The following is a 24,619-nucleotide window of genomic DNA, read 5'->3' on the forward strand; positions in this document are numbered from 1 at the left end:
GAAACACATGGAACTCATCCTCATCCGCCACGGATTGCCGGTGCGCCGCGACGACAGCGCCGATCCTGACCTGTCGGCGGAGGGCCACGAGCAGTCGCGCAAGGTCGCCGACTGGCTGGCGCACGAGGGCGCCGACGCGGTGTGGTCGAGCCCGATGCGACGCGCCGTGCAGACCGCCCAGCCGTTCGCCGAGCGCTTCGGCCACGCCATCAACATCCACGAGGGCGTCGCCGAGTTCGACCGCGACTCCGGCGCCTACATCCCGATGGAGGTGCTGAAGCGCGAGAACTACGAGGCCTGGCTGGCCATGGCCACCGGCGAGCACGCCATGGACATCGAGGCGTTCAGCGCCGCGGTGGTCGGCGGGCTGGAGGAGATGATCGCCGCCCATCCGGGCCAGCGGGTGGCGGTGTTCTGCCACGGCGGGGTGATCAACGTCTGGACCGCGCACGTCCTGGGCATGGCCCCCCGGCTGTTCTTCGAGCCCGGCTACACCAGCGTCCACCGCTATATGTGCGCCCGCGCCGGCCAGCGGAACGTCGTGGCCCTGAACGAGCGCGCGCACCTGCGGGAGGTGGCGGGAGCCTAGATCTAAATCGAGGCGATAGGGATCAGGATCGCCAGCAGGCAGACGATCGCCGTCACGGTTGAGCCCGCGGCCCAGATGGCGCCCTTTGCGAGACCGACGGCCAGCTTCGCGGAGAACCAGCGCGATTGCGCGAAGAGAAACCAGGCGGCGCCAATCACCATCACGGCGATCCCCAGCGTGTTGGACAACTGGTCATGCGCGAATATGAATAGCCCGGAATTCAGGATCAGCGCGCAGGGCGCGGCCAGATAGCACTGGGCGTAGAACGGCGCGCGCAGAGCATCACGCGAGAGAGCTTCGCGGCGGGCCCTGAGCATCATGATCGCAGCGACGAGCGGCAGCAGGCTAAAGACCAAGGCGCGAGTAAGCGCCTGGTTCTCGGGCGTACTGTTCATGGCCTTCACCACTTCCGACGTGGTGTCCGGCGCCGAATGGGTGGCGGAACTGATCGCATTCAGCAGCACGACGGTGAGCAGCAGCAGCAGCGGCGGCGAAAGCGCTCGGTCGTAGCGCCCCTCGCCCTCATCGGACTGTTCGGCGTCCGAATAGGCCATCCAGGTCATCGGGCGGGTGACGACCCGCCAGAGGGTAAGCGGATAGAAGGCCAGCCACGAGGTGGCCTCGAAGATGAAATCCTCGAAGCTCCGCAGGATCTTCATGAAGTCCATGGACGGCTCCAGGGTGATGCGGCGATCACGAGCGGCGAAGGTTATCGACAGCCTTGATCGGCCTCAATGCGGCGCCTTTGCCTGGGCCGAAGTCTCGCCGCAATGGAGCTGGTCATGATGGACATCAAGATCGACGAGACCGCGGGCTACATCGAGTTGACCGTCGACGGGGCGATCGACAAAGCGGGTTACGAGGCCGCGGTGGCGGCCATCGAGGCGCTGCTGAAGACCCATAAGAAGATCAATGCGGTCGAGGTGGTGCGCAGCTTTGCGGGCATGGAGCCGAGCCTCTGGTGGCGCGACCTGAACTACAGCTTCTCGCGGCTGGATTCGTTCGGCCGCTGTGCGGTGGTGACCGACAACGGCTGGATGGGGCCGATGGCGCGGTTCTTCGCGGCCTTCCTTTCGGTGCAGGTGCGGACTTTCGACTTGAAGGACCTGGAGACCGCGCGGGCCTGGGCCAAGGACGGCGTCTAACCGCGCAGGCGGGCCAGGGCCTCGGGGAAGCGGCGCGAGAGCGGCGCCTCCAGATCGCCGAGGCGAACGGCGTAGTCGCCGGACTTCTCGGGGCGCAGTTCGGTGACGCGGGCGGCGTTGACCAGCCAGGAGCGGTGGGTGCGCACGAAGCCGAGCGGCGCGAGCTGCGCCTCGATCGCGGTCAGCGAGGCGCGCATCAGCGGCTTTCGACCGTCGGTCAGGATGAACTCGACATAATTGCCGGCCGAGGTGGCGGCGAGAATCTCGGCCAGCGGCGTGCGAAGGATCCGCGCCCCATCGCGGATGTCGAAGGTGGCGGGCGTGCTGACGGCCGCGGCCGGCTTGGCGCCGTAGAGCCGGATCATCGCCCATAGCGCGGCCATTCCCAGCAGATAGCCGAACGCATCTTTGCGCAGCTCGTAGACGAAGCGATCGGCCAGATCGAACCGGAACGGCAGATCCAGCGCCTGGAAGGCGGCCATCCGGAGCAACATGAAGCCGGTGACGTGGGCGGTCGTAAAGGCCAGGAGCCCGGCGGACTGCACGGCGACCATCCGCCAGACCGGGCGGCTGCCGGGCGGGGCGAGGCGGAAGGCGGCGAAGGCGATCCACAGGAAGGCGAGGGCAGACACCGCGCTGGTGCTCTCTTCCAGGACCGGCATGACGGGCGGGGCCTCGGGGCGGTCGCGGAACGCCGTGAACATGTTGACGACGTTGAGCGTGACGATCGCCGCGCCGATCAGGGCGTAGGCCCGCCAGTAGATCGAGCGTGTCCCGGATGCATCCTCGCTGGTCACGGATCGCTCGCCGCCGGTTCCTGCACGGGCCCTCGCGCCCGGGCGGACTTTCACCGCTTCGGGCCTCTCGGCCAAGCCCCGCCAAAGGCCGCGCCGGCGCGAGCAGGTTCTCAGTAGCCGCGCGGAGATTGCGAAGTCGTTCGCCGCAGGACAATGATGCGCGCGCCAAGCTCGGACTTGGCGGCTTTGGGAGCAATCTCACGTGACCAATATTCGCCGACGCTTCGTGCGCGCAGCCTTGATCGTGCTGACGCCCATGCTGATCGCAGGCTGCGGGATCAACACCATCCCCACCAAGGACGAGAAGGCCAAGGCGGCCTGGGCCGAGGTGCAGAACCAGTACCAGCGCCGGGCCGATCTGATTCCGAACCTGGTCGAGACTGTGAAGGGCTATGCGACCCAGGAGCGCGAAGTGCTGACTCAGGTCACCGAGGCGCGCGCTTCTGCCACCCAGGTCAAGGTCGACGCCTCCACCATCACCGATCCCGTGCAGTTCCAGAAGTTCGCCCAGGCTCAGGACCAGCTGTCGGGCGTTCTCGGCCGGCTGATGATGATCCAGGAACGCTATCCGGACCTGAAGTCGAACCAGAACTTCATGGCGCTGCAGAGCCAGCTTGAAGGCACCGAGAACCGCATCGCCATCGCGCGGCGCGACTACAACGCCGCGGTGCAGGACTACAACACCGAGATCCGCACCTTCCCGGGCGCCCTGTGGGCCGGGACCGTGCACCGCTGGGCCAAACCGATGCAGACCTTCGCCGCCAGTGCAGCCGCGCAGACCGCGCCGAGCGTGAACTTCGGCGGCTCCGCGCCGGCCGCGCCGCCGGTCAACATGGCGCCGGCGACCCCGGCCCCGGCTCCGGCTCCCGCCCAATGACGATGCATACGGGACCGTGGGGCGCGCTGCGCCTTGCGGTCCTGGTCCTGTTCGTCTGGGTCGGCGCGGCGACCGCGGCGGCGCCCACCTTTCCCCCCCTGACCGGACGAGTGGTCGACGACGCTGACATCCTGTCGCCGGAGACCGAGGCGAAGCTGACCACCGAGCTTGCCGATCTTGAAGCCCAGACCGGCCGCCAACTGGTGGTCGCGACACTGCCTGACCTGCAGGGCTACGAGATCGAGGACTACGGCTACCAGCTGCTGCGCACCTGGGGCATCGGCAGCAAGGAGCGCAACGACGGGGCGATCCTGATCGTCGCGCCCAGCGAGAGGAAGGTGCGCATCGAGGTCGGCTACGGCCTGGAGCCGGTTCTGACCGACGCGCTGTCCAGCCTGATCATCAACCAGCGGATCATCCCCGCCTTCAAGGCGGGTCAGCTCGAGCAAGGGGTCGTCGATGGGACCGCGGCCATCGTCCAGCAGCTGTCGCTGCCCGAGGACCAGGCGGCTGCGGCGGTCGCCGAGGCGCAGAAGCAGCCTGCTGAGGGCAAGGGCGGGATCAGCTTCGGGACGATCGTCGTCATCCTCGTCATCTTCTGGCTGCTCAAGGGCGTGTTCGGCGGCCGGCGGCGCGGAAGCCTGTGGTGGTTGCCGCTGATCCTCAGCAGCGGCGGCGGGGGCGGCGGCCGCGGCGGCTGGAGCGGCGGCGGCTTTGGCGGAGGCGGCTTCAGCGGCGGCGGCGGATCCGGCGGCGGCGGCGGGGCCTCGGGGAGTTGGTAGGAATGTTGACCGAAGCCGACCGCGTTCGGATCGAGGCGGCCGTAAAGGCGGCCGAGGCCGGCACCACAGGCGAGATCTATTGCGTGGTGGCGCCTGAGTCCTCGGAGTACCTGGAGGCGCCGATCGCCTGGGGCGCGATCGCCGCCCTGGCCGCGCCGGCGGTGTTGCTGGCGGCTGGCGTGCACGTCACCGCGCCGGACGAGATCGGCGGCGGCTGGTCGGCGGCCCAGATGAGTTCGGCGGCCGAGGCTGCGGCGCGGACCGCGCTGAGCGGGGCGATCCTGTTACAGTGCGCGCTGTTCGTGGCGGTGACGATCCTCGTGGCGATCCCGGCCGTCCGCCACGTCATGACGCCTCGGGGCCTGAAGCGCGAGCGCGTGCGCCGGCGCGCCCTGGAGCAGTTCCTGGCCAAGAACCTGCAGGCCACGCGCGAGCGGACCGGGGTGTTGATCTACGTCTCTGCCCGCGAGCACATGGCCGAGCTGATTGCTGACGAGGGCATCGCCGCCAAGGTGTCGGCCGGCGCGTGGGACGAGGCGATGGCGCGGTTGATGGCGGGCTTCAAGGCCGGCCGCCCGGCCGACGGCTTCGAGGAGGCGATCGGCCTCTGCGGTGCGATCCTGGCCGAACACTTCCCACCGCGCGAGGACGACAATCCCAACGAGCTGTCGGACTCAGTGGTCGTGCTCGGCTAGCCGTAGCGCGCCTCCAGGAGGTCGATCTCGCGCACCAGCTTGCGAGCGCTCTCGTCGTCGAGCCGTCGGGCGCGGGCCAGCTTGAAGATCGCGTCGCGTTCGGCGCGTAGCCCGGCCAGGCGCAGCTGGCGCTCGATCAGGTCCATGCGGCGATTGATCTCCAGGGCCTCGGGCTCCTGGCGGCGGCTGTCGATCCGCTGGCGGTAGAGCTCCATGATCCGCCCTGACGCGTCGATGTAGAGATCGGCGTCGGCGCGGCCCTCGGCCATGCCGTGCTGGGCCTGCTCGATGGCGGTGATTGCGGCCTGGGCGGCCTCGACGCGGGCGTTGTCGATCTCGTTCTGGTGCGAGGGCTCGGGCGGAAGCTCAAGGTTCTTCAACAGCCGCGGCAGCACGATGCTGGCCAGCACCAGCGAGACGATGATCACTCCGGCGGCCAGGAAGATGGCCAGGTTACGGGCCGGGAACGGTGTGCCGTCGGCCAGGGCGAAGGGCAGGGTCAGGACGCCGGCCAGGGTGATCGCCCCGCGCACGCCCGCGACCGACGTCGCCGCGATCAGCCGCCAGCTCACGGGCGGGGGCGGCTGGCCGCGCCGCATGGCGCGGGCGATGTTCCATTTCAGTGAGAACCAAGCCCAGACGAACCGCAGGACGGCGAGGGCGGCGGTGATCGCCAGCACGTAGACGATCAGCCACCATGGCTCGTGGTGGCCGGTGACGCGGACGGTCTCGGCGGCGCGGGCCATGATCGAGGGCATCTGTTCGCCCAACAGCACGAAGATCACGCCGTTGAGGGCGAACTGGACGGTGTCCCAGACCGCCGCGCGCCGCACCCGCGTGACCGCCAGCGCCCGGCCGGTCTGTTCCGTGAAACTCATGGTCACGCCGGCGGCGACCGCCGCCAGAATGCCCGAACAATGGAAGTGCTCGGCCAGCAGGTACGCGCCGAACGGGATCAGCAGGCTGACGAGGATCTGGACGCTGGTGTCTTCGCCCAGCTTGTCGATGATCCAGTTCTTCAGCTTGGTGACGGTCCAGGTGACGCCGACGCCGATGGCCAGGCCGCCGAACGCGACCCACAGGAACGAGCCGACCGCCTCCCGCAGCGAGAAGGCGCCGGTCACCGCCGCGGCGACCGCGAAGCGCATGCAGACCAGGCCCGAGGCGTCGTTCAGCAGCGACTCGCCCTCGAGAATGTGCATGAGCCGCTTGGGAATCGGCGCGCGCGAGGCGATGGCCGAAACCGCGATCGGGTCGGTCGGCGACAGGATGGCGGCCAGGGCGAACGCTACGGCCAGCGGCATGGCCGGGATCAGCCAGTGGATCAGGAAACCGACGCCGACGACGGTGAACACCACCAGGCCCAGCGCCAGCTCCAGGATCACCGCCCCGTCTCTGAACAGGTCGTCCTTGGGGATGCGCCAGCCGTCGAGAAACAGCAGCGGCGGCAGGAACAGCAGGAAGAAGATCGACGGCTTCAGGTCGACCGTCGGGATGAACGACAGGGCGATGATCGCGCCGAGCCCGATCTGGACGAGCGGCAGCGGCATGCGCACGAGCCGCGCGAGCGGCGCGCTGACCACGACGGCCAGCAGCAGGACGAGGACCGTCGTGATCGAGGACAACGGCCGCCCTAGCCTTTGAAGCTGTCCTTGGCCGCCCGGACGGCGGCGAACGCCTCATGGTCGGCGGCGCCCGTCAGGCCCAGGCGCCCGGCCAGCTGAGGGGCGCGCAGGAACGGATTGGTGGCTTTTTCCACGCCGATGGTGGTCGGCACCGTCCACTCGCCGCGCTCGCGCGCGGCGAAGATGTCGCCTGTGCGGGCCTTCAGCGCGGGGTTGTCGTCGACCGACAGCGCGAAGCGGGCGTTGGAGGCTGTGTACTCGTGGGCGCAGTAGACCCTGGTGTCGTCGGGGAGCGCCGCCAGCCGCTGCAGGCTGTCCCACATCTGCTGCGGCGTGCCTTCGAACAGGCGTCCGCATCCGAGCGCGAACAGGGTGTCGCCGACGAAGGCGACATGATCGGCGGCGTCGAAAAAGGCGACGTGGCCCAGCGTGTGGCCGCCGCTTTCGATCACCTCGAACCGGGTCTGGCCGAGCATGACCTGATCGCCGCCGGCGACGATGCGATCAGGGGCGTGGCCGATGCGCTCGACCTCGGCGGGGCCGACCACCGTGGCGCCGGTGGCGGCCTTGATCTCGGCGTTGCCGCCAGCGTGGTCGGGGTGCCAGTGGGTGTTGAGGATCAGGTCGAGCTTCCAGCCGAGGGCCGCCAGTTCGCGCAGGATGACCGAGGCCTCCGGCGTGTCGATGCAGGCGGCCAGGCCGGTGGCGTCGTCGCGAACCAGAAAGCCGTAGTTGTCCGAGAGGCAGGGAAACTGATGGACGATGATCGACACGTGTCTCTCCTGGCCTTCTTGTCGGGGTTCTTGCGATTTAGGGTCGGCAGCCGGCCAAGTCGAGCATAAGTCTTCCGGAGCATGCGTCGCGACGTCCTCGAACTCCGCCAATTCTACGCCACCCGGCTCGGCCGCGCCGCGCGCGAAATGGTGTCGCGCAAGGTGCTGGAGACTTGGGACGACGCCCGCGACCTTGATGTGCTGGGCCTGGGCTACGCCACCCCGTTCCTTGGCCCGATCCGGCCGGCCGCGCGGCGGGTGGTGGCGGCGATGCCGGCCCAGCAGGGGGTCGAGCTTTGGCCGGCCGAGGGCGCGAACCTCGCCTGCCTTTCGGCCGAGGACGCCCTGCCGTTCCAGAACGCCTTCTTCGACCGCATCCTGGCCGTGCACGCCTTGGAAGAAAGCCCGGACCCCATCGCCCTGCTGCGCGAGGTCTGGCGCGTGCTTTCGCCCACCGGCCGGGTTGTGGTGGTCACGGCCGCGCGCAACGGCCTTTGGGCCAACGCCGAGCGCACGCCGTTCGGACACGGGCGGCCCTACACCCGCAGCCAGCTCGCCGACCTGCTGCGGGAAGCCGAGCTGGAGCCGACCGGCTGGACGCGCGCGCTCTACGTGCCGCCGGTGACCTGGATGGCCGGCTGGGCCGAAGGCTTCGAGCAGGCGGGCTCGCGGCTGTGGCCGGGGTTCGCCGGGCTGGTGCTGACCGAGGCGGTGAAGGAGAGCTTTGCGGTCAAGGCGCGGCCGTCTCGGGTGCGGGCGCCTGCCGTCCGACCGGGCCTTTCGCCCGTTCCGGCCAGTCGGGCGCCTGTTTCGCGGGCGCAGGAACCGCCGAAGTAGACAAGCGCTTGGACACGGTATCGCTTGGCCCTAGCTTGGGGCGTCTGCGGAGTCTTGGAGTAGCACCATGAAAATGATCGTCGCGGTCATCAAGCCGAGCCGCCTGGACGCGGTGCTGGAGGCCGTCACCGAGGCCGGGGCGTCGGGCCTGACGGTCACCGAGGTCCGCGGCTATGGCCGTCAGCGCGGCAAGACAGAAGTCTATCGCGGGGCCGAGTACGAGGTGAAGCTGCTGCCGAAGGTGAAGCTTGAGATCGCCGTCCCCTCCGACATCGCCGAGGCGGTGATCGAGGCGGTGGCGCGCACCGCCAACACCGGTAAGATCGGTGACGGCAAGGTGTTCGTGCTGGATCTGGAGCAGGCCCTGCGCATCCGCACCGGTGATCGCGACGCGTCCGCCATCGCCGGCTGAGGCCTAGATAAACGTCCCGTCGTTCTGGCTGGCCCGGAAAGCCGCATAGTCGGCCGGATCACCGAAGGCGTGCGCTTCGACAACCACCACCATGTTCGGGTCGGGCGGCGTCCCGGGGCCGCCCGGACGCCCATGGCCGAGCAGCAGGTAGCCGTCGAGCTGGCCGTCGCCGTCGAGGTCGACCTCGACGCGCTGGCCCGGCGTCGGCGTGAAGCTCTGGTTCCCGGCCGTGTGCATCCCCTCGAAGATGTTCGGCTGTTCCTTGTGATTGACGACGTTCACGTCGCGACCGCGATAGGTCAGGCGGTCGCCCTCGCCGGCCGAGAAGTCGAACACCACCCCCAATAGTCCGCCGCCGGGCGGCGGCGCCCCGATCGTGAAGGTGTCCGCCCCGGCCCCGCCCACGGCGATGGTCGTCGCCGACAGGTGGATCAGGTCGTCGCCGGCCCCGCCGTCGAGAATGTCGAAGCGGCCCTCGGGCGCGCCGCCGCCATCCAGCGTGTCGGCGCCGTCGCCGCCATAGAGCTGATCCGCCCCCGCGCCGCCGAGCAGGCTGTCATGGCCCGCGCCGCCCGAGAGCGTGTCGTCGCCGTCGCCGCCGCGCAAGGTGTCGTCGCCGGCCGTGCCCTCGATCACGCGGCCCTGGCGGACGTCTTCGGCGGGCGGCGCGGCGTCATGGTTCGGCTCGGTCTGCGCGTCGAGCGCGGCCGGCGCGGCGGGCGCGGTATCGGGCGTCTCGGCGGCGGGCGGTTGCGCGGCGGTGGGCGAGGCCTGGTCTTCCCCGCCGGTCGAGGCGGACGCAGGCTGCACGTCCTCGCCGGCGCCGTGATTTTGCGGGGCCAGCAGGTCCTGACGCTGGACCTCGTCGTTCGACTGGGCGCTGGCGGCGACGATCGCCAACGGCGCGGTCGCCGCGACGGCTTCGGCATGGTCGGTCGCGGCCGGCGTCGCGGCTTCGGCGTCGTCGACCTCGTGGATGAAGGTGGCGGCGACCACCAGGGCGATGAAGGTCTGCACCTGGCGGGCGCTCAGCGAGACGACGACGTCGTCGCGGGCCTCGCGCCAATCCCCGCCGAGCAGGCGGTCGCAGGCGGCCCAGAGGGTCTCGCCCTCCTGGATCGCGTCGGACGAGGCGTCGTGGATCACGAACTGGCCGTTGATCCGCGCGACGTGGATCAGCACCTCTTCCTGGTCGTCCTTGATGACGCACCAGGGATCGCCTTCGTCGGTGACCCCGTACACGACCTCGACCTTGGCGCCGCCCTCGGCCAGCCGGTCGGCCAGTTCCGACAGCCGCGCGCGTTCAGCGGCGGTCCATCCGCCGCCGGCGCTGGGCCGCGGCGCGAACGGGACGACGTTGTCCATTCCGACGGTGGTTCCTTAGCCCCTTCCCGCCAGGCGCGCGACCGGCGCATCCTGAGCGGCGTCCCCGAACAGCAGCCGGAATAGCTCCGGCTCATAATAGCGCAGCAAGGTACGGGCGAATTCGGCAGGATCGAGGCCAATCGCCTGAGCCCAGGCGCCTTGCGTCTCGATCGGGACGCGGCCAAGGCCGCTCTCCACCTGCGAGACGAAGGTGTAGTAGCGCAACCCAACGCGCTCCGCCAGTTCGGCCTGGGTCAGGCCCGCGGCTTCGCGTCCGGCCTTCAACCAGCGTCCGGCTTCCTGCCGCAGACTCTTGGTGACCGCCGCCCGCGCAGGATCGACCGCGCTTCTTGGCATGCTTCTACTCCTTCAGCTCGCGGCGCGATTGGCCGCCTGCGCATTTTGCGCATTGACCCGCCGATGTACAGTACTTACGAAACGCATTAATACGAGACGTGTAACGCCTCGTCATAGTCATAGCACGGATCTGTGGCCGCAAGCCACGTCGTGAGATCCGACTGGAGTGATCATGCGCCTTCGCCACGTCCTGTTCACCGCCGCATCGCCGCTTTGCCTGTTGGCGGGCGCGGCCCAGGCCGAAACCGTCATCTCGACCACCGTCGCAACGCCGGTCGCCACCGCCACCGCCGCCAGCGGGGCGCGCGACGACGTGAGGATAAGCACCGCCGGGACGATCCAGCCGACGTCCGCCGGCGCCGCAGTCACGCTGAACAGCAGCAACACGGTGACCAACGAGGGCACGATCAAGTTCTCGGACGTCAACGACGCCACCGGCATTCTTGGCCTGGGCGGGATGACCGGATCGATCAAGAACGCCGGCACGATCACCATCGACGAGACGACCGAGCTGAAAGACACCGACGGCGATGGGGACGTCGACGGGCCGTTCGCCACCGGCGCGCGCCGTTACGGCATCCGCGTGGTCGGCCCCGGCGCCTTCCATGGCGACGTGATTCAGTCGGGCGGTTCGATCACCGTCGAAGGCGACAATTCGGCCGCCATCTCGGTGGAGACGGCGATCGACGGATCGATCCGCACCGCCGGCGCGATCGCCGTGACCGGAAGCAACGTCTATGGCGTCCACTCCGCTAGCACGGTCGGCGGCGACGTGGCGATCCGCTCGTCGGCGGTCGTGCAGGGCGAGGGCGCGGTGGCCGTGGCCACCGATGACAACGTCGGCGGCAAGCTGATCCTGGGGGGCGCGATCTCTTCAACGGGCTTCCGCTACACCAGCCGCGGGACCGACGCGGCCGTGGCCAAGCTGGACGCCGACGACCTGCTGATCGGCGGCCCGGCCGTGCGCGTGCGCGGCGATGTGTTCGGCGGCGTCGTAGTCGACGCCCCGCCAGCCGATCTCGACAAGAACAACGCCGACGAGGACGGCGACGGCTTGGCCGACACCAGCCAGACCACCGGCGCGATCACCTCGATCGGATCGGCGCCGGCCATGCTGATCGGCTCGGATTCGCGGGCGATCCGTCTGGGCGTCGGCGGGACCGGGGTCAGCGCCTACGGCCTGAACATCAAGGGCTCGGCCCAGGCGCTCGGCATCTATGACGGCGTCTCGGCCACGGCCGTGCAAGTCGGCGGCCTCGGCGGCGGCGTGACGATCGACGGCGGCGTGCGCGTGTCGGGCGCGGTCAGCGCCACGGCCGCCAAGGCCAACGCGACCGGCCTGCGGCTTGGGTCCGGCGTCAGCACGCCGAAGATCCTGGTCGACGGCGGCTCGATCAAGGCCGCTTCTACTTCCACCGACGCGGTCGACGTCCGCGCGGTGCAGATCGACGCCGGGGCCGGCGTCTCGTACCTCGGCAACTCGGGCGAGATCACCGCGGCGATCACCGGGAGCAAGGGCGCGGCGACCGCGATTTTCGACGCATCCGGCTCGCTGAGCCTGATTGAGAACGTGAAGACCATCGGCGCCGGCTTCTCCAGCACGGACACCATCACCGGCAAGGCCGTGGCCATGGACTTGCGCGCCAACGCCAACGGCGTGACCGTCCGCCAGGGCCCGAACGCCTCGACATCAGTCACCCCGACCATCGTCGGCGACGTGCTGTTCGGTTCGGGCCCGGCCCGCCTGGAGCTGCTGGCCGGCACGATGGTCGGCGCGGTGTCGTTCGGCTCGGGCGCGGACACCCTGGTGATCGACGGCGGCGCCAGCCTGACCGGCGCGGTGACCGACGCCGGCGGCGGTCTGACCATGAACATCGCCAAGGGGCGGCTGACGGCGACCAACACCGACACCGTCAACCTGACCTCGCTGAGCCTCGGGTCGACGGGTGAGCTCGTGCTGACCGCCGATCCGACGGCCGGCAAGTCGACGACGCTGAACGTCGCCGGCGCCGCGAACCTCGCCACCGGCTCGAAGGTGGGCCTGCGCTTCAGCTCTAAGCTCAGCGAACCGACCACCTTCACCCTGATCAAGGCCGGCGCGCTGACCGCCGGGACCCTCGACCAAAGCCTGCTCGGCGCCACGCCGTGGCTCTACAAGTCCGAGCTTCGCATCGACCAGGCCAACAACTCGCTGCTGGCCGACGTGCGCCGGCGCACCGCCGCCGAGGCGGGGCTGAACTCCGCCGAGGCCGCGGCCTATGACGCCGTATTCGCCAACTTCGACCGCGACACGACGGTGCGCGACGCGTTGCTCGGCAAGACCGACGAGAAGGGTTTCGCCGGCCTCTACGACCAGTTCCTGCCCGACTTCACCGGCAGCCTGTTCCACACCCTGGCGGCGGCCTCGGACGCCACCAATCGGGCGATCGACGAGAGCGACGGCCAGCTGAACGGCGACGGCCTGCGGGTCTGGACCCAGGAGATCGCCTTCCTGGTCAAGCGCGACGTCGACCGCACCACCAACTATGACGCCGACGGCTTCGGCCTGGCCGGCGGCATCGAGGCTCCCCACACGGGCATCGGCACGCTGGGCCTGATGACCAGCTTCGTGAACGTCAATGTCGACGACGCCTTCGCCTCGGCGGCGGAGTCGCTGGGCGGCCAGGTCTATTCGGCCGGCGTCTACTGGCGCGACACGGCCGGCGGGCTGACCGCGAATCTCGGCCTGAACGGCGGCTATGCGACGCTGAAGAGCACGCGGGTGCTGTCCGACCCGGCCGCCGGCCTCAACAAGCAGTCGAAGTCGGACTGGAGCGGCCTGACCTTCGCCGCCCATGCCGGCCTGTCGTACCTGTTCGACCTCGGCCGCTTCTATTTCAAGCCCCAGGCCAACGCCGACTACTTCATGCTGAAGGAAGACGGCCGGACCGAGTCCGGCGGCGGCGCGGCGATGGATCTCTCCATCGACGAGCGTTCGAGCAACCAGCTCAGCGCCTTCGCGGGGCTAACCCTCGGAGCCCGCTTCGGCGAGGAGAGCGCCTTTGTCTGGATTCCCGAGCTGACCGCCGGCTGGCGGCAGGCAACCGGCGACGGAGTGGACGTCACGACCGCCCGCTTCGTCGCCGGAGGTCCCGCCTTCAGCCTCGCCGCACCCGACCTGTCGGGCGGCGGGCCGGTGGTGCGCCTGGCCCTGCGCGGCCAGGGGCAATACTTCGACTTCGCCCTCGAGGGCGGCGGGGAGTACCGCGACGACTACGAGGCCTATGACGGCCGGGTGGTGGTCCGCTTCCTCTTCTAGTGTGGAGTTGGGTTGAGATGACGCTCTTGGCTGGAGGTCTCCTGGCGATCGCCGCCGGGCTGGTCGGCGTGGCGCGGCGCACGCATGGGCGCCCGCCGCTCTGGCGTTCCTGGGCCGCCCTGGCCGGAGCGGTCGTCTGTCTGGTCTTCGGGATCGCGCTGGTGGTGGTCGACCCCCGCGCGATCGTGGAGACGCCGGTCCTGTTCGTGGCCGGCTTCTGCCTCTTCGAGGGGAGCCTGGCGCTCCTCAGCCTGATGGCTGCGGCGGGACGCCCGCAGCCGAAATGGCTCTCCTAACGCGGCATTGGTCCCCCCCGGGCGGAAGGTCCCCCGCCGCCCGCCGTTATTCGAAGAGGTCGCCTGGGGGCGCGGCCGGTGTGCTTGGAGGCGCCGGCTCCGCCTTTCGGCTGAGCAGGAACAGGGCGTTCTCCGCCCGCCAGTTCTCGATCGGCGCCATCGGGTCGATCTGCCGGGCCGGCTTGCCCGGGACCAGCGAGGCGCAGGCGTCGATCCGCAGCTCGAGATCCTCGCACAGCGCCGTGAAGTCGCGCAGCGTGCAGAGATGGATGTTCGGCGTCGACCACCAGGGCTCGGGCAGGGCCTTGGTCTCGGGCATCCGGCCCTTTGTCAGCAGGTCCAGCCGCACCCGCCAGTGGCCGAAGTTCGGCAGCGAGACGACGGCGCGGTCGGCGATGCGCAGCAGTTCCGACAGCACGTGCTTGGGATCGCGGACCTGCTGCAGGGTCTTGGACAGCACCGCGTAGTCGAAGGCCTTGGTCGGGAAGTTGTCGAGGTCGCGGTCGGCGTCGCCCTGCACCACGGCCAGGCCTCGCGCCAGGCAGGCGGCCACGCCTTCGCGCGACAGCTCCAGCCCCTGGCCGTCGGCGCCCTTTTCATTGGTCAGCAGCTCAAGCAACTCGCCCTCGCCGCAGCCGACGTCGAGCACCCGCGCGTGCGGGCGCACCATCCGGAGGATTTCCCTGAAGTCGTCGCGGATGGCGATCACGCAAGGCCCCGCTTGTCGGCCGCAGAGGCCAGGAAGCCGCGCAGCGCCGAATCCAGCTCCGGCTCGTCGAGGAAGAAGGCGTCGTGGCCCTTGTCGCTCTCGATCTCCGCAAAGCTGGCTCGGCAGCCGGCGGCGTTGAGCGCGCGGACGATGTCACGGCTCTCGGCCGTGGAATAGAGCCAGTCGGACGAGAACGAGAGCACGCAGAACCGCACGTGCCGGGCCTTGGCGAAGCACTCGGCCAACACCCCGCCGCAGCGCGCGGCGAGGTCGAAATAGTCCAGCGCCCGGGTGATGTAGAGATACGAGTTGGCGTCGAAGCGGTCGACGAAGCTGGCGCCCTGGTGGCGCAGGTAGCTCTCGACCTGGAAGTCGGCGTCGAAGCCCCAGGACAGGCCGTCGCGCTGCAGCTCGCGGCCGAACTTCCGCTGCAGGGCCGGCTCGGACAGGTAGGTGATGTGCGCTGCCATGCGGGCGACGGCCAGGCCCTTCTCCGGCCGTACGCCGGCCCGCTGGTAGGCGCCGCCGCGCCAGTCGGGGTCGGCCATGATCGCCTGTCGCCCGACCTCGTGGAAGGCGATGTTCTGGGCCGAGTGGCGCGCCGCCGCGGCGATGCAGATCGCCGAGAACAGCTTCTCCGGATAGTCGGCCGCCCATTGCAGGACCTGCATCCCGCCCATCGATCCGCCGACCACGGCGAACAAGGTCTCGATGCCCAGGGCCTCGATCAGCATGGCCTGGGCGCGCACCATGTCGGCGATGGTGATGACCGGAAAGGAAAGGGCGTAAGGCTCGCCGGTCGCCGGGTTCAGCGAGGCCGGTCCAGTGGACCCCATACAGCCGCCGACGACGTTGGTGGCGATGATGAAGTAGCGCTCGGGATCGAGCGGCAGGCCGGGACCGATCACCCGGTCCCACCAGCCGGGCTTGCCCGTCACCGGGTGCGGCGAGGCCGCATGCTGGTCGCCGGTCAGGGCGTGGCAGACCAGAACGGCGTTGGACTTGTCGGCGTTCAGCGTCCCGTAGGTCTTGTAGGCGATTTCCAGCGGACTGAGCAGCGCGCCCGAGTCCAGCCGCAGCGGCCGATCGGCCGGGAAGCGGTAAAGCCCGCCGCCGGTTTCGCCCTTCGGGATCGCAATCGCGCTCATCAACCGCTTGGACCGCCAAGCTCTTTCGCTGTCAACAGCTTCGCGTATCGGCTTTGGACGGCTATGACACCTTCCAGCAGCGCTCGGGGGCGCGTCAGGCAGCAAGGAGCGCGGCGGAGAGTTCATGGATCGGCTTATTCTCATGCGCCACGGGAAGGCGGAGCGCGACTCCAAGAGCGGCGAGGACTTCGACCGCAAGCTCACCGACCGCGGAGTGCGGGAATCGGCGGCGATGGCCGCCAATCTCGCGGATCTGGGACTGGTCCCCGACATCGCGCTCGTCTCGGCCGCGCAGCGCACCCGCGAGACCTGGGCGGCGGCGCAGGGCGCCTTTCCCGCCTGTGCGGCGCGCCTCGAGCGTTCGCTGTATCTGGCCGAGGAGCGGCTGGTTCGTGAACTGGCCGAGGCGGCGGGCGAAAGCTCGCGCACCGTGATGGTGGTCGGGCACAATCCGGGTCTGCAGGAACTGGCGATCCGGCTGCTGTCGGAGGGCTCGGCCCCGGCCCCTCTGATCGCCCGGGCCCACGCCGCCTTCCCCACGGCGGCCGCGGCGGTGTTCCTGTTCGACGCCGCCGGGCGGCCGGCCTACGACGGCCTGTTCTTCCCGCGGGGCTGAGATGGGACGCATCTACAAGATCCTCTCCCGGGCCGAGTGGGCGAAGGCCCAGGCCGCCGGCGTCTTCGAAGGCTCGGCCGTCGACCATGCCGACGGGTTCATCCATTTTTCGACCGCCGCGCAGGCGGCCGAGACGGCTCGGCGGCACTTCGCCGGCCAAGCCGACCTGGTGGCGCTGGAGATCGAAGCCGACGACCTGGGCGCCGCCCTGGTCTGGGAGCCGTCGCGCGGCGGGGACCTCTTCCCGCATCTCTACGGCCATCTCGCGGTCGACAAGGTGCGCGCCGTCACCGAAGCGCCGCTGGCCTCCGACGGGGTTCCGCAGCTAGGGAAGCTGCCATGAGCCTGCACGACATCGCCGCCCGCGCCATGCACGTCCTCGACCCGGAGGACGCTCATCGGCTGACCATCCGCCTGCTGGCGCTGGGGCTCGGCCCGCGCGCCGGCGGCGACGACCCGATTCTGGCGACGGAAGTGGCCGGGCTGAAGCTGCCTAACTGCGTGGGTCTGGCGCCGGGCTTCGACAAGAACGCCGAGGTGTTCGGGCCTATGCTGGCCAGCGGCTTCGGGTTCGTCGAGTGCGGCACGGTCACGCCGTTGGCCCAGGCCGGAAATCCCCGTCCGCGACTGTTCCGCCTTACCGAGGACGAGGCGGTGATCAACCGCATGGGCTTTAACAACGAGGGCCTGGAGCCGTTCGCCGCCCGCCTCGCGCGGCGCGGACCTGGCGTGGTCGGCGCCAACATCGGCGCCAACAAGGACGCCGCGGACCGTGTGGCCGACTACGTCACCGGCCTGACCCGGCTGTGGGGCCTGGCCTCGTACTTCACGATCAACATTTCCTCGCCCAACACGCCGGGCCTGCGCGCGCTGCAGACCAAGGCCGCGCTGGAAGAGTTGCTCGGCCGGCTGGCCGAGGCGCGCGATGCCTTGCCGGCCGCGGGTCGTGTCCCGATGTTCCTGAAAGTCGCGCCCGACCTCGAGGACGGCGAGGTCGAGGCCATCGTCGAGACCGTGGTCGCCAATGGGCTGGAGGGGATCATCGTCTCCAACACCACGATCAGCCGCCCGCAGCTGGCCTCGCGCTTCGCCGGCGAGGCCGGCGGGCTTTCCGGCGCCCCGCTGACCGCGCTCTCGACCAAGATGCTGGGCGCCTTCGCCCAGGCGGCCGGCGGCCGCGTGGTGCTTATCGGGGCTGGCGGCGTCGGGTCGGGCCAGGACGCCTACGCCAAGATCCGGGCCGGCGCCTCTGCGGTCCAGTTCTACTCGGCCATGGTGTTCGGCGGGCCGGGACTGGTGATCCGAATCAAACGCGAGCTCGCCGACCTGTTGCGCCGCGACGGGTTCGGCTCCGTCGCCCAGGCGGTGGGCGCCAATTGAGGTCAAAGCGCGGGCTTTCCTGCGGAATCGGCCACGCTTCGGAACGGCGCTGCGTTGCCGAACCGTTCCGGGTGCAGTAACGGGGGAGTCGTCATGGCGGACGCCCCCTCTTCCCCGGCGCCCAAGAAGCCGCCCACGCGCCGCTTTTTCTGGCCGGGCGGCCTGTCAGCGCGTCTGCTGATTCTGACCATTCTGTTCGTGGCCGGCGCCAGCGCCATCGCCCTGCCGGCTGCGCTCGCCTCGTTCGAGGAGCAGTGGCTGCTGGACCGGGTCCGCGCCGCGGAACTGGCCTCGATGGCCACCGAGGTCGCGCCCGACCAGATCCTCAGCGAGAATCTGGCCTCGCAGCTGCGCGAGGGCGCCGGCGTGCAGACCGTCGCCGTGCTCGACAACGACGGCAACCGGTTCCTGAAGGTTCCCGGCCCGCGGCTGGAGGAGCCGCCCTATCTCGTCGACCTTCGCGACCAAGCCCCGGCCTCCTGGCTGTCGGCGCCGTTCCAGACCCTGTTCGGCGGCGGTGAGCGGCGCATGGTCCGCGTGATCGCCGAGCCGCGCTTCTACAAGGCCCAGTTCATCGAGGTGGTCGCGCCCGACACCGAGCTGAAGGCCGAGCTGAGCGCCTATCTCTGGCGCCTGCTGGCGATCATGGGTTTCGTCTCGTTCCTGGCGGGCGGCCTCGTTTACCTGTCGCTCAACTACTTTCTGGTCCGCCCGATGCAGCGGATCACCCGCTCGATGGAGCGCTTCGCCGCCGACCCCGAGGACACCGCCGCCCACATCGAACCCTCCGGCCGTCGCGACGAGGTCGGCCGCGCCGAGGTGCAGCTGGAGCGGATGCAAGAGGAGCTGCGCACGGCCCTGCAATCGCGCGCGCGCCTGGCCGCCTTGGGCGAGGCGGTCGCCAAGATCAACCACGACCTGCGCAACATGCTCACCAGCGCCCAGATCGCCTCCGAGCGGCTCGCGGCGTTGAAGGACCCGCAGGTGACCCAGGCCTTGCCGCGCCTGGAGCGGGCGCTGGACCGGGCCGTGAAGCTGGCCAGCGACGTGCTGGCCTATGGCAAGACCGAGGAGGCCGCGCCCGACGTCCGATCGCTGCGCCTGGCCCAGGTGCTCGAGGACGCCGAGGAGGAGGCAAGACTCTCGCCCGACGGCGTGCGGATGATCTCGCTCGTGGACCCGGCCGAGCAGGTCGTGGCCGATCCTGACCAGCTGCACCGGATCCTGGTGAACCTGATGCGCAACGCCCGCCAGGCGATCGAGCAGCAGACAGACCGCCAGACGCCGGGCTCGGTGCAGGTCTCGCTGTTCGAGGAGGATGGGGTCAGCGTCATTCGCCTGGCTGACAACGGTCCGGGCGTGTCCGAGCGGGCCCGTGAGCGGCTGTTCCAGCCCTTCGCCGGCTCGACGCGGCAGGGCGGGGCGGGCCTGGGCCTGGCCATCGCCCATGAGCTGGCCCAGGGCCATGGCGGCGACCTGACGCTCGCCGAGACCGGGCCGCAGGGCACGGTGTTCGAGCTGCGCCTGCCGGGCGCTCCGACCCGGGCGCCGGCGCCGAAGCGCCGGCGCGCCAAGAACGCCGAGAGCTAGAAGCCCTTCGCCACGCCCTCGCGGCGCTCGTCCGCGCCCCCCTGCAGGCCCTGCGGGGTGACCATGACGCCGTGCAGGCCCGAGCCTTCGCCGCCGCTGCCTTTAAAGGCTATCCCCTTGGCCGCCAGCGCGTCGACGACGCCTGGCGCATAGCGAGCCGGCTCCGAGGCGATGTTGTCGCCGCGGGCGATCAGGTTGGGCAGGTTGAAGGCGTCCTGTACGCTCAGCTTCCAGTCCAGGATCCCGACCAGAGCCTTGAGGTTGTAGGCCAGGATCGAGTTGCCGCCCGGCGAGCCGACAGCCGCCACGAAGCGTCCCTCGCGGTCCAGCACGATGGTCGGGGCCATGGACGAGCGCGGACGCTTGCCGGGGGCCACGGCGTTGGCCGCCTTGGCGCCGTCGGCGTTGACCGGGGCCCAGGAGAAGTCGGTCAGCTGGTTGTTGAGGAAGAAGCCGCCGACCATGCGGCCGGTGCCGAAAATGCTCTCGACCGTGGTGGTCATCGACACGACGTTGCCGTCGGCGTCAACGACGACGAAGTGCGAGGTGCCGCCCGGCTCCTTGGTGGCGTCGGGGGCCAGGGCGCCTGCGCCGCGCGGCGTGCCGGGGCCGGGGGCCGGGCCGGCGACGTCGCCGATCAGGGTCGCGCGCTGAGCGACGTAGCTGTCCTCCAGCAGGCCCTCGATCGGCACCGGGGTGAAGTCCGGGTCGCCGAAGTAGCGGTCGCGGTCGGCGTACATCAGGCGGCTGGCCTGGGCGAACAAGAACCAGGCCTGCGGGTCGGTCGGGCCGCGGTCGGCGATGTCGGTGTGCGACAGGATGCCGAGCGCCTGGAGCAGGGCCGCGCCGCTGGACGGGGCGTCGGGCACGCAGACGATGTAGACGCGATAGGGCCGGCAGACCGCGTCGCCCGATTTCGGTTTGTAGGACTTGAGGTCCGCCAGCGTGATCGTGCCGGGCAGCGGGCCTTCATGCACCTTGGCGACGATGGCCTCGGCGATCGAGCCTTCCAGCAGCGCCTTGGGCCCTTCGGCGGCGATCTTGCGGACGGTGGCGGCGTACGCCGGATTCTTCAGCACGTCGCCAGCCTGGTAACGCTGGCCATCGGGCTTGGTGAAATAGGCCTTGGCGTCGGGGACGCCCGCCTGCGGGAACGGACTGGCGATCATGCCGGCCAGCCGCGGGCTGACCACGAAGCCGTCGGCGGCCAGTCGCTCGGCGTCGCCGAACAGGTCCTTCCAGGGCAGCTTGCCGTGCTGGGCCTGGGCCATCGACAGCATCGCCACCGCACCGGGCACGCCGGTCGCCTTTCCGCTGGTCACCGCCACCGGGAACGGCAGCGGCTTGCCGGACGCGTCCAGGAACATGGTGTCGGTGGCGCCGGCCGGCGCGGTCTCGCGGCCGTTGTAACCCGTCACCTTCCTGGTCTTGGCGTCGTAGTAGGTCATGAACGCGCCGCCGCCGACGCCCGAACTCTGCGGCTCGACCAGGCTGAGCACCGCCTGCACGGCCACGGCCGCGTCCACCGCCGAGCCGCCCTTGCGCAGAACGTTCAGCCCCGCCTCCACCGCCAGCGGATTGGCGGCCGAGACCATGACCTTCGGGCTTGGCGCGGTGGCGGTCGGCGCGGGCGCGGGCGCCTCCTTCGTGGCGGTCGTGGCGCAGGCGGCCAGGGCCAGGGCGAGGGGGAGGGCGGCGAAACGCTGGAGCTGAAGCACGTAGAACCCGTCGGAGGCGGAGGGGAGAAGAGCGCCACCATAGCCATCCGCGCGTGGACAACAAATGCGCCGCCGTGCTTTCGATGCCGATTATGAGCCAGATGCCCTCCGCCGCGCCCGGCGCGCGCAACCTGATCACTGACGTGCCGGGCCTCAAAGTCGGCCAGGCCAGCGACGCGGCCGCCCGCACCGGGGTCAGCGTCATCCTGCCGGACGATCGCGCCGTCGCCGGCTGCGACGTGCGCGGCGGCGGCCCCGGCACGCGCGAGACCGACGCCCTGGCGCCGGAGAACCTCGTCGATGCGGTGGACGCCATCGTGCTGTCGGGCGGCTCGGTCTACGGCCTCGCAGCCGCCGATGGCGTGGTGGGTTGGCTGGGGGCGCAGGGCCGCGGCTACGGCATGGTCAGCTCAAGCGGCGTGCCGCGCTCGCCGGTCGTGCCCGGCGCCATCCTTTACGACCTCGCCAACGGCGGCGACAAGGCGTGGGGAGAGGAGCCGCCCTATCGCCGCCTCGGCCGCGAGGCGGTGCTCGCGGCCGGCCTCGATGTCGAGCTCGGTACGGCCGGCGCGGGCTATGGCGCGATGGCCGGGGCGCTGAAGGGCGGGACGGGATCGGCCTCGGTCGTCAGCGCCGACGGAATCACCGTGGGCGCGCTGGTCTGCGTCAATTCCTTCGGGTCGGTGGTCGCGCCCGGCGGACGCGCCTTCTGGGCCGCCCCCTATGAGCTGAACGGCGAGTTCGGCGGTCTGGGCGCCGGCGACCTGCGCGCCGGCCCCGACGAGTGGGGTCTCGCCAAGTCCGATCCGAAGGCGCGGATGAACACCACAATCGCCTGCGTCGCGACCGACCTCGCCCTTACCCCGGCGCAGGCCAAGCGCGTGGCGATCATGGCCCAGGACGGCTTGGCCCGGGCGATTCGTCCGATCCATGCCCCCTTTGACGGCGACGTGGTGTTTGCGCTCTCGACCGCCCGCCGTCCGCTCCCGGCCGAGGGGGCGGACTACGTCGTGGCGCGGATCGGGGCGCTGGCGACCGACGTTCTGGCCCGGGCGACGGCTCGAGGCGTCTACGCCGCCACGCCCTGGAAGGGCGTCCGCGGCTGGCGCGATCTGCCTGTCTGACGCCTTCGGCGCTTTCGTCGCTCGCCTGGGCCCATTCGGCGATTTGGAGAACGCTGCGGCTGCGCATACAGTTTAGAGACCCGCGTTCTTAGAGTTCTGAATGGAGACCTGCCCATGCAGTGGGTGAGAACGACGGCCCTCGTGGCCGGCGCAGGCCTGTTGGCCGGCGCAGCCGACGCGCAGACCAAGCAACAGGTGACCGGCCCGGTCGCCACCTACTGGATGAGCGCCCAGACCCAGACCGGGTTCGGCGCCATGGGCGGCGGAGGCGGCGGGCGTCCTTCCATGGGCGCGATGATGGGCGCGATGATGGGCGGCGGGGGCGGCTCGAACGTCGCCAAGACCCTCACCCTGCAGCTCGGGACCTCGCGCAAGCCGACCGGCGCGCCCAGCGCCGAGCATCTGCCGCCGGCGGGGCTGCGGGCGGGCCAGAGCCTGCCGCTGGTGACCCCGAATTCTCCCGTCGGGCCGCCGCGGCAAGACAACTACATGCCCGAGAACTACAAGCCCAAGGGCAAGCTGCTGGTCTTCTGGGGCTGCGGCGAGCACGCCAAGGCCGGCCAGCCGATCGTCATCGACTTCGCCAAGGTCGCGGCGGGGCAGGCTCCGCCCGGCATGCAAGCCCTGGCCGGCCAATTCGGCACGCCGATGCAGCCGCCGTCGCCCAGCCGCAACACCACCTATGGCGAGTGGCCGAACGACAAGACCCGCACCTCGGTGCCGGGCGCCGGCTCGCTGGTCGGCGATCACCTGATCCGCGGCACCTACACCCCCGATATCAAGTTCGCGCTGGCCGCCCAGCAGGACTTCCTGGGACCGCTCAACCTGACCAAGAACCTGATGAACCCCAGCGGTTCGGGTCAGCTGGCCTGGAACGCGGTCACCAACGCCGAGGGCTATCTCGCTACGGCGGTCGGCGCGTCCGACGGCGACACGGTCGTCATGTGGTCGTCGAGCGAGGCGCAGGCCTCGGCCTTCGCCATGCCGGAGTATCTCTCTTCGGCGGATATCAAGCGCCTGGTGGCGTCGCGGGCGCTGATGGCGCCCAGCACGACCAGCTGCACCATTCCGGTGGAGTTCACCAAGGCGGCTCCGCAGGCGATGGTGCAACTGGCCGCCTATGGCGGCGAGACCAACATCTCGTACCCGCCTCGTCCGGACGACCCGAAGGTGGCCTGGAACATCGATTGGACCGTCAAGGTCCGATACAAATCCCAGACCGGCGCCATGCTGGGCATGGAGATGCCGGGCATGGGCGGCGATGACGATGACGCCGGCGTCGCTCGGGGAACTCAGGGCGGTCAAGGCGGCCAGCAGGGCAAGTCGCCCTTCGGCGTGCCAGGCGTCGGCGGCGCGATCTTGAAGGGTCTTGGCGGCCGACTTCCGGGGCTCTGAAAAGAAAATCGGCGGGGGCGAAATTTTCCGCTCGCCCCCGCTTGCCAACCGCTGCCTCGCCGACTAGGTTCCGCGCCTTCGCCGAGAGGCACTGCGCGCCCGTAGCTCAGCTGGATAGAGCATCAGACTACGAATCTGAGGGTCGGACGTTCGAATCGTTCCGGGCGCGCCATTTTCTCCTGAAATGAAAATCAACTTCGCAGGCGGGGTTCCGCCGTGGCGGCGGCTGCGCCTCCCGTGCTGCGCGATTGGGCTTGAATGTCGCGGCGAACGGCATAGCTGCGGTGCGCCGAAGGGAGCGCGCCGTTGCTCGACGTGATCAGATCGCAGGTGGCCAGGGACGGGTTCGCGCGGGTGCGCGGGCCGCAGATGCGCGAGCTGCTGGGTCCGGCTGCGCTCGCCGACTGGGACGCCTATGCGGCGAGTTGGAACGACCTGGCGGTGGACGAGTACATGGCCGACGGCGGCCGCTATCGGCGGCGGCGCTATGCGACGCTGGAAGCGCAGCCCGGGCGAACCGAGCGCCTGCCCCACCAGCCCCACTTTCAGAGCGTGGACTACAACCGCCTCAACGGCGGGGTCGAACGGTGGTTCGCGCCGATCACGCCGGCAGTGCTCGATCTGCCGCTGACGCAGGCGATCCTGGAGGCATCGTTGGACGTGTTCGGCCGCGTCGCCGGGCCGGAAGCCGGGTATCCCTGGCGCACGGAGATGCACCAGTTCCGAATCGAGGCGCGGGCCGACGAGGCCGGGCGGCCGACGCCGGAGGGCGCGCATCGCGACGGCGTCGACTGGGTGCTGGTCATGCTGGTGGCGCGCGAGAACGTCGCGGCCGGCGTCACCGACATCTTCGATCCGACCGGCGCGGCCCTGGGCAGCTTCACCCTGCTGGAGCCGCTGGACGCGGTGTTCATCGACGACCATCGCGTGTTTCATGGCGTGACGGCGATCGAAGCGGTCGATCCGAGCCGCCCGGCCTATCGCGACGTGCTGGTGACGACCTTCCGGCGCAGCGACCCCTAGGCCGCTTGGCTCGGCGCGGCGGCTGTGCGAGAGCACAGCCAGGGGCCGCAGCGCACGGCGACTTCGAA

Annotated in this window: 25 protein-coding genes and 1 tRNA gene; 17 read left to right on the forward strand and 9 right to left on the reverse strand. The window is 70.1% G+C overall.

All coding sequences use genetic code 11. The features are described from left to right. Nucleotides 1-7 precede the first annotated feature (7 nt). Entirely contained in the window at nucleotides 8-589 is a 582-nt protein-coding gene (locus GGQ61_RS11045; RefSeq protein WP_183772562.1) for a histidine phosphatase family protein, read from the forward strand. A 2-nt stretch (nucleotides 590-591) separates the two neighbouring features. Here the strand turns inward: GGQ61_RS11045 and GGQ61_RS11050 are convergent, their stop codons facing one another. Then, the gene (locus GGQ61_RS11050; RefSeq protein ID WP_183772564.1) at nucleotides 592-1,257 is read right to left on the reverse strand and encodes a permease; all 666 of its coding nucleotides are present in this window, start codon (nucleotides 1,255-1,257) and stop codon (nucleotides 592-594) included. Between the two features lie 114 nt (nucleotides 1,258-1,371). On the opposite strand from GGQ61_RS11050, the gene GGQ61_RS11055 reads away from it, so the two are divergent. After that, entirely contained in the window at nucleotides 1,372-1,734 is a 363-nt protein-coding gene (locus GGQ61_RS11055) for a SpoIIAA family protein (RefSeq protein ID WP_183772566.1), read from the forward strand. Here the strand turns inward: GGQ61_RS11055 and GGQ61_RS22625 are convergent. Next, nucleotides 1,731-2,531 carry a LytTR family transcriptional regulator DNA-binding domain-containing protein gene (locus tag GGQ61_RS22625; RefSeq protein WP_183772568.1) on the reverse strand — a complete coding sequence of 267 codons (801 nt, stop codon included), beginning with the start codon at nucleotides 2,529-2,531 and terminating at the stop codon, nucleotides 1,731-1,733. The two genes, GGQ61_RS11055 and GGQ61_RS22625, sit on opposite strands and share 4 nt — an antisense overlap. A gap of 256 nt (nucleotides 2,532-2,787) precedes the next feature. Between GGQ61_RS22625 and GGQ61_RS11065 the strand changes: the two genes are divergently transcribed. From GGQ61_RS11065 to GGQ61_RS11075, 3 genes are read left to right on the forward strand one after another with little or no spacing between them, the layout of a single operon-like run. After that, a complete protein-coding gene (locus GGQ61_RS11065) occupies nucleotides 2,788-3,408 on the forward strand; it encodes a LemA family protein (RefSeq protein ID WP_183773790.1) in 621 nt (206 codons plus the stop codon). Further along, nucleotides 3,405-4,190, forward strand: coding sequence for a TPM domain-containing protein (locus tag GGQ61_RS11070; protein ID WP_183772570.1), 786 nt, complete (start codon nucleotides 3,405-3,407; stop codon nucleotides 4,188-4,190). Before GGQ61_RS11065 ends, GGQ61_RS11070 begins: the two co-directional genes overlap by 4 nt. Nucleotides 4,191-4,192: 2 nt before the next feature. Beyond that, a complete protein-coding gene (locus GGQ61_RS11075; RefSeq protein WP_183772572.1) occupies nucleotides 4,193-4,885 on the forward strand; it encodes a TPM domain-containing protein in 693 nt (230 codons plus the stop codon). On the opposite strand, the gene GGQ61_RS11080 is transcribed toward GGQ61_RS11075, so the two are convergent. Next, entirely contained in the window at nucleotides 4,882-6,510 is a 1,629-nt protein-coding gene (locus GGQ61_RS11080) for a Na+/H+ antiporter (protein ID WP_183772574.1), read from the reverse strand. The two genes, GGQ61_RS11075 and GGQ61_RS11080, sit on opposite strands and share 4 nt — an antisense overlap. Before the next feature lie 8 nt (nucleotides 6,511-6,518). Then, nucleotides 6,519-7,283, reverse strand: coding sequence for a hydroxyacylglutathione hydrolase (gloB, locus tag GGQ61_RS11085; RefSeq protein ID WP_183772576.1), 765 nt, complete (start codon nucleotides 7,281-7,283; stop codon nucleotides 6,519-6,521). Between the two features lie 81 nt (nucleotides 7,284-7,364). Between gloB and GGQ61_RS11090 the strand changes: the two genes are divergently transcribed. Then, entirely contained in the window at nucleotides 7,365-8,120 is a 756-nt protein-coding gene (locus GGQ61_RS11090) for a class I SAM-dependent methyltransferase (protein ID WP_183772578.1), read from the forward strand. Between the two features lie 67 nt (nucleotides 8,121-8,187). Next, nucleotides 8,188-8,532, forward strand: coding sequence for a P-II family nitrogen regulator (locus tag GGQ61_RS11095; RefSeq protein WP_183772580.1), 345 nt, complete (start codon nucleotides 8,188-8,190; stop codon nucleotides 8,530-8,532). Nucleotides 8,533-8,535: 3 nt separating this feature from the next. Here the strand turns inward: GGQ61_RS11095 and GGQ61_RS22465 are convergent, their stop codons facing one another. Both GGQ61_RS22465 and GGQ61_RS11105 read right to left on the reverse strand, forming a co-directional pair. Further along, nucleotides 8,536-9,897 carry a calcium-binding protein gene (locus GGQ61_RS22465; protein WP_221220997.1) on the reverse strand — a complete coding sequence of 454 codons (1,362 nt, stop codon included), beginning with the start codon at nucleotides 9,895-9,897 and terminating at the stop codon, nucleotides 8,536-8,538. A 15-nt stretch (nucleotides 9,898-9,912) separates the two neighbouring features. Further along, nucleotides 9,913-10,254 carry a helix-turn-helix domain-containing protein gene (locus GGQ61_RS11105; protein ID WP_056022743.1) on the reverse strand — a complete coding sequence of 114 codons (342 nt, stop codon included), beginning with the start codon at nucleotides 10,252-10,254 and terminating at the stop codon, nucleotides 9,913-9,915. Nucleotides 10,255-10,426: 172 nt separating this feature from the next. On the opposite strand from GGQ61_RS11105, the gene GGQ61_RS11110 reads away from it, so the two are divergent. Together GGQ61_RS11110 and GGQ61_RS11115 are read left to right on the forward strand one after the other, a co-directional pair. Next, nucleotides 10,427-13,552, forward strand: coding sequence for an autotransporter outer membrane beta-barrel domain-containing protein (locus tag GGQ61_RS11110; RefSeq protein ID WP_183772582.1), 3,126 nt, complete (start codon nucleotides 10,427-10,429; stop codon nucleotides 13,550-13,552). A gap of 17 nt (nucleotides 13,553-13,569) precedes the next feature. After that, entirely contained in the window at nucleotides 13,570-13,848 is a 279-nt protein-coding gene (locus tag GGQ61_RS11115) for a hypothetical protein (protein ID WP_183772584.1), read from the forward strand. A 46-nt stretch (nucleotides 13,849-13,894) separates the two neighbouring features. Here GGQ61_RS11115 and metW read toward each other — a convergent pair whose 3' ends face one another. Both metW and metX read right to left on the reverse strand, forming a co-directional pair. Then, nucleotides 13,895-14,557, reverse strand: coding sequence for a methionine biosynthesis protein MetW (gene metW / locus GGQ61_RS11120; protein ID WP_183772586.1), 663 nt, complete (start codon nucleotides 14,555-14,557; stop codon nucleotides 13,895-13,897). Next, nucleotides 14,554-15,705 (reverse strand): homoserine O-acetyltransferase MetX, encoded by a 1,152-nt coding sequence (metX, locus tag GGQ61_RS11125; RefSeq protein WP_183772588.1) that lies wholly within the window; start codon nucleotides 15,703-15,705, stop codon nucleotides 14,554-14,556. Before metX ends, metW begins: the two co-directional genes overlap by 4 nt. A gap of 124 nt (nucleotides 15,706-15,829) precedes the next feature. Between metX and GGQ61_RS11130 the strand changes: the two genes are divergently transcribed. The 4 genes from GGQ61_RS11130 to GGQ61_RS11145 all read left to right on the forward strand — a co-directional run bounded on the left by GGQ61_RS11130 (nucleotide 15,830) and on the right by GGQ61_RS11145 (nucleotide 19,291). Then, complete coding sequence (locus GGQ61_RS11130) at nucleotides 15,830-16,321, forward strand: SixA phosphatase family protein (protein ID WP_183772590.1); 492 nt, start codon at nucleotides 15,830-15,832, stop codon at nucleotides 16,319-16,321. Between the two features lies 1 nt (nucleotide 16,322). Beyond that, nucleotides 16,323-16,664: a DUF952 domain-containing protein gene (locus GGQ61_RS11135; protein WP_183772592.1), complete on the forward strand. Its 342-nt coding sequence runs from the start codon at nucleotides 16,323-16,325 to the stop codon at nucleotides 16,662-16,664. Continuing rightward, a complete protein-coding gene (locus GGQ61_RS11140) occupies nucleotides 16,661-17,701 on the forward strand; it encodes a quinone-dependent dihydroorotate dehydrogenase (protein WP_183772594.1) in 1,041 nt (346 codons plus the stop codon). The genes GGQ61_RS11135 and GGQ61_RS11140 overlap by 4 nt, the downstream gene beginning before the upstream one ends. Nucleotides 17,702-17,794: 93 nt before the next feature. Continuing rightward, complete coding sequence (locus GGQ61_RS11145) at nucleotides 17,795-19,291, forward strand: sensor histidine kinase (protein WP_183772596.1); 1,497 nt, start codon at nucleotides 17,795-17,797, stop codon at nucleotides 19,289-19,291. Here the strand turns inward: GGQ61_RS11145 and ggt are convergent. Continuing rightward, nucleotides 19,288-21,009: a gamma-glutamyltransferase gene (gene ggt / locus GGQ61_RS11150; RefSeq protein ID WP_183772598.1), complete on the reverse strand. Its 1,722-nt coding sequence runs from the start codon at nucleotides 21,007-21,009 to the stop codon at nucleotides 19,288-19,290. The genes GGQ61_RS11145 and ggt overlap by 4 nt on opposite strands. A gap of 101 nt (nucleotides 21,010-21,110) precedes the next feature. Between ggt and GGQ61_RS11155 the strand changes: the two genes are divergently transcribed. The 4 genes from GGQ61_RS11155 (at nucleotide 21,111) to GGQ61_RS11170 (ending at nucleotide 24,551) form a co-directional block, all read left to right on the forward strand. Next, on the forward strand, nucleotides 21,111-22,133 hold the full coding sequence (locus tag GGQ61_RS11155) for a P1 family peptidase (protein WP_221221022.1): 1,023 nt from the start codon (nucleotides 21,111-21,113) through the stop codon (nucleotides 22,131-22,133). A 114-nt stretch (nucleotides 22,134-22,247) separates the two neighbouring features. Beyond that, a complete protein-coding gene (locus tag GGQ61_RS11160; RefSeq protein WP_183772602.1) occupies nucleotides 22,248-23,528 on the forward strand; it encodes a hypothetical protein in 1,281 nt (426 codons plus the stop codon). Nucleotides 23,529-23,623: 95 nt separating this feature from the next. Further along, nucleotides 23,624-23,700: transfer RNA gene (locus GGQ61_RS11165), tRNA-Arg, on the forward strand. Nucleotides 23,701-23,843: 143 nt separating this feature from the next. Continuing rightward, nucleotides 23,844-24,551: a 2OG-Fe dioxygenase family protein gene (locus tag GGQ61_RS11170; protein ID WP_425501008.1), complete on the forward strand. Its 708-nt coding sequence runs from the start codon at nucleotides 23,844-23,846 to the stop codon at nucleotides 24,549-24,551. Nucleotides 24,552-24,619: the final 68 nt, after the last annotated feature.

Origin of the sequence: Phenylobacterium haematophilum (genome assembly GCF_014196295.1) — a bacterium.
GTDB classification, from domain to species: domain Bacteria; phylum Pseudomonadota; class Alphaproteobacteria; order Caulobacterales; family Caulobacteraceae; genus Phenylobacterium; species Phenylobacterium haematophilum.